The 15427-nt window shown below is 54.9% G+C and carries 9 protein-coding genes and 2 tRNA genes; 7 read left to right on the top strand and 4 right to left on the bottom strand.

Going from position 1 to position 15427, the window contains the following annotated elements; all coding sequences use genetic code 11:
• Window positions 1–44: 44 nt before the first annotated feature.
• The 6 genes from IEW06_RS03090 to IEW06_RS03065 all read left to right on the top strand — a co-directional run bounded on the left by IEW06_RS03090 (window position 45) and on the right by IEW06_RS03065 (window position 6979).
• Window positions 45–120: transfer RNA gene (locus tag IEW06_RS03090), tRNA-Gly, on the top strand.
• A 152-nt stretch (window positions 121–272) separates the two neighbouring features.
• Window positions 273–758, top strand: coding sequence for an HNH endonuclease signature motif containing protein (locus IEW06_RS20960; protein ID WP_187733956.1), 486 nt, complete (start codon window positions 273–275; stop codon window positions 756–758).
• A tRNA-Leu gene (locus IEW06_RS03080) sits at window positions 741–823 on the top strand. The genes IEW06_RS20960 and IEW06_RS03080 overlap by 18 nt, the downstream gene beginning before the upstream one ends.
• Before the next feature lie 147 nt (window positions 824–970).
• Complete coding sequence (locus tag IEW06_RS03075) at window positions 971–4990, top strand: PAS domain-containing protein (protein ID WP_188547411.1); 4020 nt, start codon at window positions 971–973, stop codon at window positions 4988–4990.
• Window positions 4991–5131: 141 nt separating this feature from the next.
• Window positions 5132–6130 carry an AAA family ATPase gene (locus IEW06_RS03070; protein WP_188547409.1) on the top strand — a complete coding sequence of 333 codons (999 nt, stop codon included), beginning with the start codon at window positions 5132–5134 and terminating at the stop codon, window positions 6128–6130.
• A gap of 30 nt (window positions 6131–6160) precedes the next feature.
• Window positions 6161–6979, top strand: a complete 819-nt coding sequence (locus tag IEW06_RS03065) for a class I SAM-dependent methyltransferase (protein WP_187733961.1) — start codon at window positions 6161–6163, stop codon at window positions 6977–6979.
• A gap of 45 nt (window positions 6980–7024) precedes the next feature.
• On the opposite strand, the gene IEW06_RS03060 is transcribed toward IEW06_RS03065, so the two are convergent.
• From IEW06_RS03060 to IEW06_RS03045, 4 genes are all read right to left on the bottom strand, one after another.
• Complete coding sequence (locus tag IEW06_RS03060) at window positions 7025–8323, bottom strand: lipopolysaccharide biosynthesis protein (protein WP_187733962.1); 1299 nt, start codon at window positions 8321–8323, stop codon at window positions 7025–7027.
• On the bottom strand, window positions 8317–9552 hold the full coding sequence (locus IEW06_RS03055) for a glycosyltransferase (RefSeq protein WP_187733963.1): 1236 nt from the start codon (window positions 9550–9552) through the stop codon (window positions 8317–8319). Before IEW06_RS03055 ends, IEW06_RS03060 begins: the two co-directional genes overlap by 7 nt.
• A gap of 109 nt (window positions 9553–9661) precedes the next feature.
• Complete coding sequence (locus IEW06_RS03050; RefSeq protein ID WP_223284846.1) at window positions 9662–11215, bottom strand: beta-helix domain-containing protein; 1554 nt, start codon at window positions 11213–11215, stop codon at window positions 9662–9664.
• A 49-nt stretch (window positions 11216–11264) separates the two neighbouring features.
• On the bottom strand, window positions 11265–14123 hold the full coding sequence (locus tag IEW06_RS03045; protein ID WP_187733964.1) for a TonB-dependent receptor: 2859 nt from the start codon (window positions 14121–14123) through the stop codon (window positions 11265–11267).
• A 285-nt stretch (window positions 14124–14408) separates the two neighbouring features.
• On the opposite strand from IEW06_RS03045, the gene IEW06_RS03040 reads away from it, so the two are divergent.
• Window positions 14409–15299 (top strand): YicC/YloC family endoribonuclease, encoded by an 891-nt coding sequence (locus tag IEW06_RS03040; protein WP_187733965.1) that lies wholly within the window; start codon window positions 14409–14411, stop codon window positions 15297–15299.
• Window positions 15300–15427 lie beyond the last annotated feature (128 nt).

Raw genomic sequence — 15427 nt, 5'->3', positions numbered from 1 at the left:
TGTACTTTTGTCGCACCATTCGCTGCTTCGGCGGCGTATCTCAAGCGAGAGTAGCTCAGTTGGTAGAGCGCGACCTTGCCAAGGTCGAGGTCGCGAGTTCGAACCTCGTCTCCCGCTCCAGATGAAAAAAGGACGTTGCTATTCAGCAGCGTCCTTTTTCTTTTTTAGCTTGTTCAATACGCTTATTGATGAAAAGGCAGACATTAATTTAGATCGTTAAATAAGTGTCTACCTTTATGAGGATGTTGCTATCTTTGTGCAGATAGTTTTGCATGAGAAGAAAAATATCGGACGAGGAGTTTAGCAAAGCTGTAGCTCAGAGCTTATCGATTGCACAGATAATTGTGCGATTAGGGCTAGTGCCAGCGGGGGGTAATTATAAGACGGTGCAAACGCGTATCACCAAATTGACCCTTGACACAAGCCACTTTACGGGTAAAGGTTGGAATGTGGGAGAACGGTATCAATCTTTTTCAAAAAGCTTTTCGTGGGAGAATGTGCTCATCCAAAATTCTAAGTACACGTCGAGTAACCGCTTGAAATACCGTCTGCTAAGTACAGGTCTTAAGCTTCATCAATGTGAGCAATGTATGTTAAGTCAGTGGCTAGAACAACCCATCCCATTGGAACTACATCACGTGAATGGCGTAAATAATGATCATAGAATTGAGAATTTACAGTTATTGTGCCCAAATTGCCACGCTCAAACCCCAACCTACCGGGGTAAGAACCAAGCAAGAGCCGGAGTGGTGGAATAGGTAGACACGCAGCACTTAAAATGCTGTTTCCTTTGGAAGTACGGGTTCGATTCCCGTCTCTGGTACTTTAAAAGCCTTCTGCCAACTGTGCAGGGGGCTTTTTTTGCTTAATGCCAAAATCAGTGCGTTCAATTGCGCCGGGCAGCGTACCTTACTTTGTATGATTATTGCCGGAGGACCTACTTGTGCCTAAAGGCTGTTGCTCTGCTTGTATGACCCTAGATTCAGTTGATTATCAAGCCTTATTTGAAACGTTGCCAGGTAGCTATCTGGCTTGTAGCCCCGAGTTGGTTATTGTAGCGGTTTCGGCTGGACTGGAAGTAGCAACTGGAAGAGCAAAGGAGCAGTTGCTGGGCAAACCATTAAAAGAAGCTTTGCCCGAGGAAGGCGGGGCACGGCGAAGCCTGTATGCGTCACTACGCCACGTACTGGAGCATTCTACGGCGCATGAGCAGACCCTAGCTTCGAATCCAGTAGCCGTAGATACTGGCGACTCGACGAGTATAAAGAGAAATTGGCACAGCCGAGCATGGCCGGTGCTGGGGGCGGGGGGCAAAATTCGTTATGTTTTGTATAGTGTGGAGGCTGTGCCAGTGCCTGCTGCGCGCGTTGCTACGGGTCAAACGGTACAGTGGAAAGCTGCCGACACGAATGAAGCTCCGGCGGGCCAGCCTCGTCAGCAGCTAATAGCGGCCGACCAACAGCTCCAGCAGATCTTACGGCAGGTGCCAGCCCAGATAGCGACTCTGTTAGGCCCTGATCATGTATATGGCTTTATCAATGAGCAAGCCCAGCAATTGTTGGGCGAAGCGGCAGCGCTTGGTGTGCCCGCTGCCATAGCTCGCCCTTCGCTGGTAGATACGGGCTATATCCGTCTGGTAGACCAGGTTTATCAGACGGGAGTACCGTTTGAGCTGAGCGAAATGCCTACCAAGCAGCCTGACACGGCAATCAACTCCCCCGGCGAAACGCTGTATTTTGATGGCGTGCTGCGACCCCTGACCGATGAGCAAGGGCAAACGCAGGGAGTGCTGGTGTTTGGAATAGATGTAACCGAGCGGGTTCGGGCCAAGCAACGCGCCGCTGAACTGCTAGAAGAAGTACGCCTGCAGGACCAGCAGTTTCAGCAAGTAATGGAAGCCCTGCCTCAAATGGCGTGGGTAGCGCGACCTGACGGGGGCGTCACGTATTACAACAAACGCTGGTACGACTTTACGGGGAGCAATTTTGAGGAGATGCAGGAATGGGGCTGGGAAGGGTTTGTTCACCCCGACGACCTGGCGACCACTGTACAGCGCTGGCAGACGGCTATAAGCCAAGGAACAGTGTTTGAAACCGAGCACCGCTGGCGCGATCAGCAAGGCAGCTACCGCTGGTTTCTGGCCCGCGGCGAAGCAATTCGGGCTGCTAATGGCAGCATTCTGCGTTGGGTAGGAACCAATACCGACATTGATGAGCAAAAGCGCTTTCAGCAACAGCTAGCGGCAAAAGACGAACAGCTGCGCCAGATTCTGCGCCAAAGCCCAGCCCTGATTGCCACGCTGGAAGGCCCTGACCATCGCTATGCTTTCACCAATCCGGGGTATGACCTATTGGTGGGCTACCGGGCCCAGGTGGGAAAGCCGGTGGCTGAATGCCTGCCGGAACTGGTAGAACAAGGCATTATCGACAAACTCGATAGCGTTTACCAAACGGGTGAGTCAGTCGCTAATCTCCAAACCTACCTTGAACTGGTAGACCCGGTGAGTGGAACGCGACATCCCATTTACATTGATATTACTTACCAAGCTCTACGTGATGCTGGGGGGCAAATTCAGGGAGTTTTGGCCTTTATCGTGGAAGTAACGGAGCAAGTACTCGCTCGCCAGCGCACCCAGGCCCTGATGGAGGAAGTGCAGGCGGGCTCTTTACAGCTAGCTCAACAGCGCGAAACATTTTACCGGCTTTTTCAGCAAACCCCGGCCAGCATAGCTATTCTGCGCGGCCCTGAGCACCGCTTCGACTACTTGAATCCTCGGTATCAAGCACTGTTTCTCGATCGGGAACTGCTGGGCCAACCGATGTCGGAGGCGCTGCCCGAAACAGTGGAGCAGGGTTTTGTGGAATTGCTTGATCGGGTGTACCGCACGGGCGAAACCTTCTTTGGCAATGAACTGCCGCTTCGGATAAATAGCACATCTGCTGACGGCTCCAAATACTTGTATTTCAACTTCACGTATCAGGCTTTACAGGAAAATGGCCTTACGGTGGGCGTGGCCATTTTTGCCTACGACGTAACCGAGCAAGTAAAAGCGCGCCGGCAAACCCAGGTGCTGCAAGCCAAAATGGGTCGGCGCGACCGGGAACTGCGGATGATGGCCGAGAGCTTGCCGCTCGTCACTTTCGTGACTGAAACCGACGGCCGACTGAGCTACATAAGCCCGCAATGGTACCAGTATACAGGCAAGGCTTCTGACTCAGGTTTTCAGGATACCTGGACTGATACAGTTCACCCTAACGACCTGGAGGCGCTGCAAAAACAGGTCCTCGACGCTACCAATAGCCTACGACCCTGGCGCTGCGAGTTTCGCTTGCTTCGGCATGATGGACAATACCGCTGGCATCTGGGCCAAGGCGTGCCCGATCTGGATGTGACCACGGGGCAGCCACGGCGCTGGTTTGGCTCGAGTACGGACATTCACGAACTCCGCGACCTGCAGGAACAGTTGGTACTAAAGGACCAGCAGCTACAGCAGATTCTAAGTGAGGTGCCGGCTTACATTGCCACCGTAACGGGCCCCGAACACCGCTATGCCTTTGTCAACCCTGGCTATAATTCCCTCATGGGTGGGCGCATAAAACTAGGCTGGCGAATAGCCGACTTGCTGCCGGAGCTGGTAGAGCAAGGTTTCGTGTCGCTGCTGGATGAAGTATATACTTCTAAAAAGCCCTACGTAGGTCGCGAAACCCCCATTCAACTTCTCGATCCTGAAACTGGCAGCAGCCGGGAGTACTACCTGGATTTTGTGTACCAACCGCTGTATGATGCGCAAGGTCAGACCCAAGGCATTCTGGGTTTTGGCATCGATGTAACGGAGCAGGTACGCGCCCGCCAACAAACCACGGCGCTGCAAGCCGAGCTGCGAGGCCGCGACGAGCAGTTCCGCTTCCTGGCCGAGAGTATTCCCCAGATTGTATGGACGGCGGCGGCCGACGGAGAAGTAGACTACTTCAATCAGCAATTGTGGGATGCCACAGGCTTTCATCCAAGCGAAAGCCTGGGCGCGGTAGCGTGGCTGAAACTTATTCATCCGGACGACCAGCAACGCTCCCAGGCAGCTTGGGAGGAAGCGGCCCGCACGGGGGGCAAATATGAGATTGAGTACCGATTTGTGTCGCGCCTGGGAGGCTACCGCTGGTTTTTGGGGCGGGCCGAGCCTCTGCGCAACACGGCGGGCGAGGTAATAAAGTGGTTTGGCTCGTGCACGGATATCGACGATGTAAAACACGCCCAACAGCACCTACAAATGCAAAATGCCCAGCTGATTCGTATCAATCAGGACCTGGACAACTTCGTGTATACCGCTTCGCACGACCTCCGGCAGCCCATTTACAATATGGCAGGCATTTTTGAGGAGCTGACCCGCACCACGCATTTCAATGACCCCGACACGGCCGAGTTGATCGCCATGTTTGAGGAAGCCCTGCAACGCATTTATGGCACCATTCAGGACCTGGCCGACTTGGTGCAGGTGCAGCGCCGCCACGAGCAGGTTCCCGCCGAGCCAGTAGATGTTAAGTCGCTCGCGCAGTCGGTTATTCGTAGTATGCAGGAGCAGGTAGAGGAAGTGGGGGGCAAATTTGAGCTGGATACCACTGCCGTGCCCACGCTGTGGTTTGTGCGCAGCAACCTGCAAAGCGTGCTCTATAATCTGCTCAGCAATGCGCTGAAGTACGCCATGCCCGGCCGGCCGCCCTATATCCGGGTGCGCACCGATTTGGTCGACGGCGTACCCGTTCTCACCGTTACCGACAACGGATTGGGGATTGATATGGCCCGCCACGGCGCGGAGCTGTTTCAAATGTTCCGCCGCTTCCACGACCACGTAGCGGGATCCGGCATGGGGTTGCACCTCGTCAACCGGATTATTCAGCAGGCTGGCGGCCACGTGGAAGTGGAAAGCACCGTGGGCGAGGGCACCACGTTCCGGGTATATTTCAGCCCCCAACAACAGTTGCGCAGCGCCAAATAGGCAAGGAGCTTGAGAGAAAATATGGTCATAAACAGACTAAGGCGGCAAAACCGGAGTTTTAATCTGCTCCCGGCTGCAAAATGCGCCGGCTGCTAAGCCGCGTAATCACTACTTTTAAGCCTTTCCTCCTCGCCCTCCCCTATGGCCGCTCCCGATTCCCCCGCCTACGCCGCCGATCAGCTCGCTTATTACCAGGACAAAATCAAGCAGGTATTTGCCGAAGTAGGCAAAGTGGTGGTGGGCCAGCAGTACATGGTCAATCGGCTGTTGATTGGGCTGTTTACTGGGGGGCATATATTGCTGGAAGGCGTGCCGGGGCTAGCCAAGACACTGACTATCAGTACACTTTCTAAAGTGTTGCACCTGCACTTTCAGCGCGTGCAGTTCACGCCCGACTTGCTGCCTTCCGACCTGGTAGGCACCATGATTTACAATCAGAATCAGTCGGAGTTTCAAGTAAAGAAAGGACCCATTTTCGCCAACCTCGTACTGGCCGACGAAGTGAACCGCTCACCGGCCAAAGTACAGAGCGCCCTGCTCGAAGCCATGCAGGAAAGACAGGTCACCATCGGCGAAACCACTTACCCGCTTGATTTGCCTTTTCTGGTATTGGCTACCCAAAACCCAGTAGAGCAGGAAGGTACGTATCCATTGCCCGAAGCCCAGGTCGACCGCTTTATGATGAAAGTGTATGTCGATTACCTGAAGAAAGCCGATGAATTGGAAGTGATGCGACGCATGGCCAACCTCAGTTACGTGGGCGATGTCAGCCCGGTGCTTACCAAGGAAGACGTGTTTGGCGTGCGTGGCCTGATCAATCAGGTTCAGATTTCGGAAACCCTGGAGAAGTACATTGTGGAACTAGTATTTGCCACACGTAAGCCCGCCGAGTACGATTTGGCCGAGTTTGCACAGTACGTGCAGTTTGGGGTAAGCCCTCGGGCCAGCATTGCCCTGCACCGCGCCGCCAAAGCCGTGGCCTTCTTCGACAGCCGCGACTATGTATTGCCCGAAGACATCAAAGAAGTAGCCACCGACGTGCTCAACCACCGCATTCTGCTCAACTACGAAGCCGAGGCCGATGGCATCCGCACGCAGGATTTGATTGAGGCCATTCTGAAAAAAGTGCCGATCAGCTAGTTTCACGCCTAAAACCTGCCCTGCCACACTGTGTCTCGCCTTACCAAAACCCTGCGGGCGCTGGGTAGCCTTGTGCGAAATCCGTGGTTGCTCAATCACGTGGTGGCTGCTGACGAAGCAGCATGGCAGCGCCAGGCATTGGCCAGTGCTGCTGGCCGCCACTGCCTGACGGCGCACGGGTTGCCGGCGGTAGCTCTCACGTCATTTTTGCCCCCCAGCGGCGATACGGTGCAGCCGTTTGCCTTTCGCGAGGGTGGCTCGCTGCCCACCGACCTGGCCTTGCTGCGTGGTCTGGCGCGTTCTATGGCGGATTGTCGCTACTTCGAAATAGGGACGTGGCGGGGCGAAAGCGCTGCAAATGTGGCGCAGGTGGCCAAGTCAGTTCATACGCTCAACCTATCAGCAGCCGAAATGCGGGCTATGGGTTTGCCTGCGCGCTACGCCGAGCTACACGGGTTTTTCTCGAAAGACTTAGCCAATGTGCAGCACCTCTACGGCAACTCCGCCAGCTTTGACTTAGTGGGGATAGGCCAGACATTTGATTTGATTTTTATCGACGGCGACCATCATTACGAAGCAGTACGCACGGATACGCGCCGCGTGTTTGAGCACTTAGTCCATCCCCACACGATAGTCGTGTGGCACGATGCGGCGCGCCAACCGGGGCAGCCGCGCTGGGAGGTACTGGCTGGCATCCTGGCTGGGTTGCCCGCCGCCGCTAGGGGGCAATTAGTGCAAGTAGCGAATACGCTTTGCGCCATGTACCTGCCCGAACCGCTGCTTGCTTCTGCCCCCGATCATCTGGCGGATCCAGTGCCCGCGTTTTCGGTACATATTCAGCCGCACTAACTCGGTGAAGAAAGCCTGATGGCGCTTAATGAGCTGACGAAAGACCTATTTAACGGCTACTTCTCTTGTGGGCTCAACTTTGCTTCTCTGAAGGCGCAGCAGCTGAATAAGGTAGTGCAGCTCAGCTTTTCCGGGCAATAACTCGCTTAGAGGTAAACCGTTGGCATTTCGGAAAGTACGCAGTAGATACGCGGTCGAGAAGAGGTAGGACAAGGTCGCTGCCGTGGCTGCTCCCTCAATTCCCCACTGAGATATCAGTAGCCAGCACCCCGGAACCGTGACAAAAAGCCCCCCCATGGCTGCCGCCGTATTGACCTGATAGCGTCCTAATCCGGCAAAGTAAGAGTTGAGAATAATGCTGACCGCCATGGCTACTACTCCCGGAGCCAGCAGCAGGATAACGGGCCGCGCTTCCCCAAAGTCAGCCCCGAATACGGCGGCCAGCACGCTAGCCGGCAGCAGGCATAGCGCCAGCACAATAACCGTGGTGCTGAGCAGTGTGAGGCGAATGCCGCGCAGGGTAGGAGCCAGTTGGGAGCGTTTATCAGTGGCATAAATCAGGTCGACGTATTGGCTTTGCGAAGCGCTGCGCGCAATCACCCAAACGGCCTCCGTCAGGGCTACGCCCACCGACAATACGCCGACGGAATGGGTATCGGCATAGTAGGCTACAAAGTAATAGCTGAGGCGGAAGTTGATGAAGGACAATATGTTAGACAAATGAGCAGCGCGGCTGTGACGGGCCAGCTCGCGGGCCGAAGCGCGTAGCCGACGGCTCATCTGCCAACGGTCGGCCAGGCGGTAGAGAAGCGTCAGGCTCAACAGAAAAGGAATGCCTTGGGCGATGTAAGCGGCGTAGTAATACACCTCCACTGCGTGCCAGCGCCCCAGCGTAAAAGCCAGCAGGAGCAAGCCACCTTGCAAGCCAGTAGCTAAAAGCAGCAGCGAATTATAGGTGCGCTCCTGCCGCCGCCCCAGCAATAGCCCGGCGTTTATCAGAAAAAAGGCTTGCAGCAGACATATGCCCCACAGATGTCCCGCGTAGCTGAAGGGCACTGCCCGCCACACCCAAATACCCGCCGCGCCCGCCGTACACACTAATCCTGCCCATATATAAGCCGGTATCAGCAGGTTCCAGACGTTGCGGCGTGGCGCCAGATAGATAAGCGAAACGCCGCCCACCAGCCCGATAAACAGCAAAAGCAAGGCACAATCCGTCACGAAAAGGCTGATGGCGCCGCGGCCTGCCGCACCTAAGTAGCGTGCCGTGAGCCACACAATGCCGAAGCTGCCTCCGGCCGTAGCCAGCCGCGTGACCATATTTTGAAAAACCCGCTTCAGCATGAGACAAGCGCTGAATGAGGGCTGATTTGTGCCGGAATTTGCCCCCCAGCGGACCGCAGTATGCTGGCGTAAAGAGCTGCAAACTGGCTGCCCACCCGCGCCGGACTACAGCGAAGCCCGGCATCACGGCGGAGCTGATCGGGCTCAAAAGTTGCGCTGCCACTTAGGACCGCCGAAAGGGCCGCCGCCAGCTCGGCTTCGTTATCGGGGGCTACGAGGAGACCAAAGTGGCCCACTGGCTCAAATAGCTCCGGCACCCCGCCCGTATGCGTGGCCACCACGGGGCAAGCACAGGCCCGGGCCTCCAGCAGTACGCAGCCAAAGGTTTCGGCCCGGCTAAAGGAAACCAGCGCCGTGGCGCGTTGCATTTCGGCGGCTACGGCGGCGTGCGAAAGTTTGCCCAGGAAAGTGACCGTACGATCGGAGAGCAAGCCTAGCTCCTGGGCCGCGTGCCGTATGCGAACCTCATCGGGGCCGTAACCAGCCAGGCGCAGACGCAGATCGGGCCACGCCGGACGTAAGCCAGCCACCACCCGCAGGATGCCGGTCAGGTTTTTAACGTCTTCGTGAAAAGCGGCTACGTGCAAAAGCGTCTGGGGAGCGCGCAAAGCGTCTGGGGGGCAAAAAAGGTCCGTATCGACCACGTTGGCAATAACTACGCTTATGTCATTTCTGAATCCCAGGTCCTGCATAGCTCTTTGCAGCGCCTTCGATACGGTATGCCGCGCCGCCGCGCAGCGCACAACCACGCGCGTGAGCTGCCGCCGAAGCCAGCCAATAGTATGAGCCCGAAATGGCAGATACAGCGTCCAGTGTTCGGTAATAATATAAGGAACTCCGTGGCGCCAGCGCCACCACAGCGCAGCAAGTCCCGTGCGCAGCAGCACATGCACATGCATCAGGTCAGGATTTGCCCCCCAGCGCTGGGTTGCCTGCTTGTAGCCTTGCCCCACGCACCAATAGTAGAGCAGCAGCTTCAGCAGCTTATCGAGCATTGGCAACCCGCTGGGCCGCGCCCGATAATAGTAGCGCAGAACAGGTACCGGGCCATCCATAGATTCTTCGCACTCGGTAAGGGCGGCTAATGGGCCGCCGGCTACCGTCGCGAATACGACCGCCACGTCTGCGTGGGGCGCAATAGCTGCCACGTGGCGCGCCACGAAGTCACCATCCTGGTCATCGTAGCGGTTGGGGTACCACTTGGGCAGCATAAGTACGCGCGGCTTCATACTGGCTAAGCTAAGCACTATTTATCGGCCTGCTAACCCATAAAAAAAGAAGCCCCTTGCGGAGCCTCTTTTTCATGAATAGTATATCAGATAAAGATAGATGATAAGCTTAGTAATCAGTGTTTTGGGGGTCGAAGTTAGTCCAGCCGGCCATCCAGTTATCAGCCGAGTTGCCGGAGCCGGAGAATGCGCCGATGTAATCTACTTTGGTGAAAAAGGGATCTGAAACCTTGGCATCCGTGAAGTTGGCGGGCGCGGCCGGAGCCGTGGCGGGGCTCACCGTCACGATCGGGGATGCCGTGCGGGGCAGGAAGCTGGGCGCCGTCAGGTTGAAAGGATTCAACAGTTGCACGTTGTCGGCGGTGGTGTAGCGACGGTTACCGCTGGCTTTCAACCACGTAAGCGGGCCAACAGCCGAGCCCCAGGCCGCCGAGTCGGAGCTCATGGTATTGTTGGGCGTCAGGTTGCTTGGCCCACCCGATGGACCTACGTAAATAATGTCGCGCTGCCCCCGCACGGAGTTGGAGTTGGTCAGCGAGCCAGCCACAATGTTATTCTTGAATACCAGCTCATTGGCCGCAATACGAGCCGCCGTTACGCCATTATCGATCAGCACTCCGGTTGGGTAACCGACGATAACCGAGTTGAGAATGCTGGTAGAAGTATTGCGACGTAAATGAGCGCCAGCCGTGTATTGGTTGCTGATATTGGCCTGGGGCGAAGGGTTCAGCAAAGGCCCAATGGCCGTAATGTTGGAGAAAACCGGTGCTGTGCGCGGCAGGTTATTGGATGAGTTGCCGTCGTTATCGGATTCAAATGCCTTGGAGCCTGACTGGTCGGCTTGGAGCGGATCGCGCAGGGAGACCCCAAACTGCACTTTGCCCGTGAAACCAAAGTCGGTGTCAAAATCGTCATCGAAAGCCCGGTGCGATACCAAATATTTAGCATTCACAGCCCCACCGTACCATTCAAATGAGTCGTCGCCATTATAGCTGACCTGAATATGGTCGATAGTAGTGCCGCTGCCCACGCCGGCCAGCGTAAGGCCGTTTACTTCATTGTTGGGCGAGAAAGCGATGCCACTAAACTCAATGCGCACATACTGGAGCGTACCGGAGTTGTCGGCCTTCAGCGGAGAGTTAGGATCGGTAACATTGACGGTACCATACCTGGTCGTTGGTCCGCCCTCAATAACTGGGCGGTCTGTGGGGTTCACAGGCGCATTGCCGGCAATAATAACTCCTCCCCAGTCGCCATAATTACGTGCGCCTTTGGGCTGGTTTGAGGTGAATACAATCGGCTTCGCAACTGTTCCTTTCGCTTCAATTTTGGCCCCCGGCTCAATAATTAGAGCACCTTTGGTATCCTTGTCACCTTTGATGATGGTGCCGGGTTCAATGGTGAGTGTGGCGCCGCTGCGTACATACACAAACCCTTTGAGTAGATATTTATTCGCCGCCGTCCAGGTGGTGTTGGTAGTGATTTCGCCCTGCACATCCACCGACTGGCCAGTGGGTGGGGTAGTGACGGGGGGCGTAGTGCCACCCGTGGGGGGCGGATTTGGGGCTGGCGTCGTGTTTTCCTTCTCGCAGGCTGCCAGAGTCAGCATCAGTGCTGCCGAGCAGGCTAGCGGGGTGATGCGAAGTAGCTTTTTCTTACTCATACAAAAGGTGAAGTGTTGACTAATGGGAGTTAGATAAAGCAATTGGAAGCTAGGGGAGGGGAGTGCGGGGCGCTTTACCATCGAGGGTGAAGCGCATGCCCACGGTGTAGTAAGCGCCACGACGGTAGCTGCTCAGCGAAGGATCGGTGTCTACCTCGTACTTCTTGTCGCGGTTGAAGTCCTGGAGCAGGTTCACGCGCTGGTTGAACACGTCCTGAATACCGGCATTCAGCGACCAGTTTTTGGAAATCGACTTGGTGAGCGTCAGGTCCACGGTGTGGCGCGGCATCTCCACTACGTCGGGGTATTGGTCGCTGCCGGCAAACAGGATGCGGGGGCCAAATACGTTGTAGAGAGCGGCCATCTGCCAGGTATTATCGGGCGTCTGGTAGTACAGGCCCGTATTCACCACGTAAGGCGACTGACCTTGCAGCGCGCGGTTGCGGTCCCAGGCCACCACATCCGAGCCCAGCTTCACCTCGCTTTTAATCAGCGACGCGTTGAACACGGCCGTCAGATTGGCGAAAGCTTGCGTGTTGAAGGCCTCGTCCAGGAAGTTCAGGTTCTTCTTGATGTCCAGCTCCAGGCCGTAGGCATAAGCACTCGGCGCATTGGCAAAAGAGTAAGCCAGGTTGGACGTGGCGACTACAATGTTCTCAATCGGGTTGCGGAAGTTCTTATAAAAGGCCCCCACGTGAATCAGCTCGCCCTCGGAAGGATAAAACTCATAGCGCAAGTCCACGTTGTCGATGGTGGCAACCTTCAGCGGGCTTTCGGGGCTCAGATACAGCGACCCGTAGTTGAGGACGTTGAAGTCGAAATCGTAGTAGAAGAACGGCGCCGACTCGCGGAACTCCGGCCGGTTTAGACTCCGGCCGTAAGACGTGCGCACCAGGCTGGTTTCCGAAAAATTATAGCTCAGATTAGCCGAAGGCAACAGGAAGTTGGTCGTGTAGTTCTGGTTTACCGGCTGCCCGTTCAGGCCGGTTTCTATTTTCTGCACGTTGCGCTCAAACCTCGCTCCGGTCAGCAGCTTGATCTTAGGCGTCACCGGCACATTCACCGATAAGTAGCCCGCCTCCAGCTCATTGCTTGCACCATACTGATAGGTGGAGTTGATGTCTTCATCAACCCTGAAACCGCCTGAGGCGATGTTCTGGGGGGCAAATATGTTCCCGATGTTCTGGTTGCGGATGGTCTGATCGGTGGCCGTGCTGTTGAGCGAGTAGCCGAAAGCCCGCGCCTCAAAGTTTCGGTCGCGATACTCGATGTAGGTGCCCGCGCCCAGCTCTACTTCCCGCTCACCCACCGTGAGCTTGTGCTTGCCGTTAACGTTAACGGTGTAAATGTCCTCGTTCAGCTTCTGGAACAGGCGGCCGGCATTGTTCACGTCTACCTGACCAGCGGCCGGCGTCAGCACCGTTTCGACCGGCTCTCTTCCTTCTGCATTCCCTGCCGGCTGCACGGAGTATGCTACCCGGCGCAGATCGGGCTCGTTGCGGCTGGAGTACCCGTAGCCGCCCACCCATTCGAGGCTGGTTTTTTCGTCGTTGAAGCTATGCGTGCCTGCCAGCTGGCCCGTGTAGGTAGTGCGGCCCTGGTAGCCCATCGCGTAGCTTTTGCGCACCTGCGTACCCTCATTATCGTAGCCGTCGCGGGTGGTAAGCTGGTTGCGGCCAAACTGGTTGAAGAGGTTGCGAAACTCCAGCTTGTCGCCATTATCAAGCATTAAGCTAAAGTTTTGGACGGCTCCCAAGCGCACGTTGTTGGTCGACTGATCATCGCGCAAACGGTCCGTGCGCTCTCCACTGGCATCGTACACATTGCGGTCGATGCTGTAGTTGGTGAAGGTATTGGTGTAGTTCAGCGAGGAAATGCTACCGATTTCCAAACCACCTATGTTAATCTGATCCAGATACGAGGCGTTGAAGCGCACATCAGGCATCGCCTGGGTTTTGAAGATAGGGAAGGTATTGTCCAGCTGCTTCGCATAGAAGTCGCGCTCGTACTGCTGATAAGCCGAACCCAGCACCGGAAAGCCCCCCGGCAGCTCCCGCTGCCAGGCGCCAAAGCCCAGCCAGTCGGTGTTGCTGCCTTTGTCGGTATAAAAGGTATTGCCGGTAGTGCCATTGCGGTAGCCGCCGGAGTAGTTTACCGTCAGCAAGCGCTCGTTCAGCACTGGCTTGCGCAGGTACACTTTCACCAAGCCGCCGGCAAAATCACCGGGCAATTCGGGTGAAGGGTCTTTAAACACGAGCACTCTATCGAGCAGCGCACTAGGTACGATATCGAAAGAGAATGATTTCTTGTCCGTCTCGGAGCTAGGCGCGGTTACATCATTCAGCCAAACTGAGTTATAGCGCTCACTCAAGCCTCGCACCTGGATAAAGCGGTTATCAATGATGGTGACACCCGGAATGCGGCGCACCACTTCGGCGGCGTCCCGATCCTGCGTTTTTACGATTTGCTCCGATGATATGCCGCTCACTACCTGCGTGGCTTCCCGGATTTCAGAAATAACGGATACCTCCGTATTGGTGCGCCGCACGCCTCGCACAACTACTTCACCGAGCTGCTTGGTATCCTCTTCCAAGGTCGAGTTTACCGTTGCCGTTTCGCCCGCTTTTACTACCACCTGCGGTATTTCGCGGTTTTTGTAGGAAACGGACGTGATAATGACTGTGTAAGTACCAGCCGGAACATTGGAGAGAATGAAGCTGCCATCTACATTGGTTTGCTCGGCCAGCGTGGTGCCCGCCAGCCGGACTGTTCCGCCAATAACCCCTTCCTGGGTAGTAGCGTCCTTAATAGTACCTTTTAGAATACCGTTTTGGGCCAACCCTACAGTAAGGGTAAAAACGGTTAGAAACAGGGCTAGAAAAGCCTTTTTTGAGCAGATGTTTCCCATATCGAGTACAAAAGTACCGGGGGGCTATTAGCTCAATATTTCCTGGGTGTTATGTAATCGTTAACCACCTAGCCACCACTCCTATTTCATTCGGAAAGCCGTTTTTACCACTCATTATTATTTATGATCGGTAGTGTGTCAACCTAATAAGTGCTTTTCTTTTTAAAGTATAACTCAGAAAAACAAGGAATTAGCTGTGTAAGCTGGACGCTGCTGGTCAGTTAGGCATCAATAGTGAGTTCTTTACATTTGTAGAGGTTCACTTCTTTTCCTGACTCGCTTTTTATGCTTCAATCCATGACCGGTTACGGTATCGCGCACCGCGAAACTGACCGTTACTCAGCCACTGTTGAAATCAAATCGCTCAACTCCAAAACTCTGGATCTGAGCCTGCGCCTACCTCGCTTTCTGCAGGATCGGGAATTAGAAATCCGAAATCTGGTAACCAAAAGTCTGGTGCGAGGCAAAGTGAATCTGAACTTCGATTTTACGCGTCCTACTGCTGCCCGCACCACATCTAATGTAAGTCGGCCAGCCTTGATGGCGGCATTTGAAGAGCTGAAAACCGTGGCTCATGAAGTAGGCATTAACCCTGGTGAAGAGACGCTGCTGGCAGCTCTACGTTTCCCCGGCGTAATACTGTCGGCTAGTGAGATGCAGGCTGAGCCAGAGGAGGAAGTTGCCTGGGAAGAATTGTTGCCCTTAGTGCATGAGGCACTGGAGCATCTAAATCATTTTCGCCACAATGAAGGGCAGGCACTGACTATCGAAATCGTCAGTTACGTCGACCGTATCCGCATCCTGCTAGCCGACATAGACCGGCACGATCCTACCCGCATCGAAAACGTGCGCCTGCGCTTGCAAGCTCATCTTGGCGAGTTGACTAAGCATGAGCAGTTTAATGCCATCCGCTTTGAGCAGGAGATACTCCATTATATAGAGAAGCTGGATATCGCTGAAGAGAAAGTGCGTCTCATCAGCCACCTGCATTACTTCACCGAAACAGTTTACTTGCCCGAACTCAGCGGTAAGAAGCTGGCATTTATTGCCCAGGAAATGGGTCGGGAAATAAACACGATCGGCTCCAAGGCCAATGACTCAACAGTGCAGCATCTGGTGGTCAGCATGAAGGAAGAGCTTGAAAAAATTAAGGAGCAGATCAACAACATCCTCTGATCCTTTGAACGTCATTTACTAGCTGAAATTCTGGAATGGTATATTTATAATATTAATTAGTATATAACTTTATCAACAATTAAATGAATCATAATCTTTGTTTTCGGCCAACGTAAAAAAAGTTGTTG

Origin of the sequence: Hymenobacter qilianensis (genome assembly GCF_014638675.1) — a bacterium.
GTDB lineage: Bacteria > Bacteroidota > Bacteroidia > Cytophagales > Hymenobacteraceae > Hymenobacter > Hymenobacter qilianensis.
Note: the sequence above shows the minus strand (reverse complement) of the source record. Positions and strands in the feature narration are given on the sequence as shown.

Excerpts from the sequence above, each read along its gene's own strand:
- IEW06_RS03070 (WP_188547409.1), top strand. The coding sequence starts at position 5,132 with ATGGCCGCTCCCGATTCCCCCGCCTACGCCGCCGATCAGCTCGCTTAT.
- IEW06_RS03040 (WP_187733965.1), top strand. The coding sequence starts at position 14,409 with ATGCTTCAATCCATGACCGGTTACGGTATCGCGCACCGCGAAACTGAC.
- IEW06_RS03045 (WP_187733964.1), bottom strand. The coding sequence starts at position 14,123 with ATGGGAAACATCTGCTCAAAAAAGGCTTTTCTAGCCCTGTTTCTAACC.
- IEW06_RS20960 (WP_187733956.1), top strand. The coding sequence starts at position 273 with ATGAGAAGAAAAATATCGGACGAGGAGTTTAGCAAAGCTGTAGCTCAG.
- IEW06_RS03050 (WP_223284846.1), bottom strand. The coding sequence starts at position 11,215 with ATGAGTAAGAAAAAGCTACTTCGCATCACCCCGCTAGCCTGCTCGGCA.
- IEW06_RS03075 (WP_188547411.1), top strand. The coding sequence starts at position 971 with ATGACCCTAGATTCAGTTGATTATCAAGCCTTATTTGAAACGTTGCCA.
- IEW06_RS03055 (WP_187733963.1), bottom strand. The coding sequence starts at position 9,552 with ATGAAGCCGCGCGTACTTATGCTGCCCAAGTGGTACCCCAACCGCTAC.
- IEW06_RS03060 (WP_187733962.1), bottom strand. The coding sequence starts at position 8,323 with ATGCTGAAGCGGGTTTTTCAAAATATGGTCACGCGGCTGGCTACGGCC.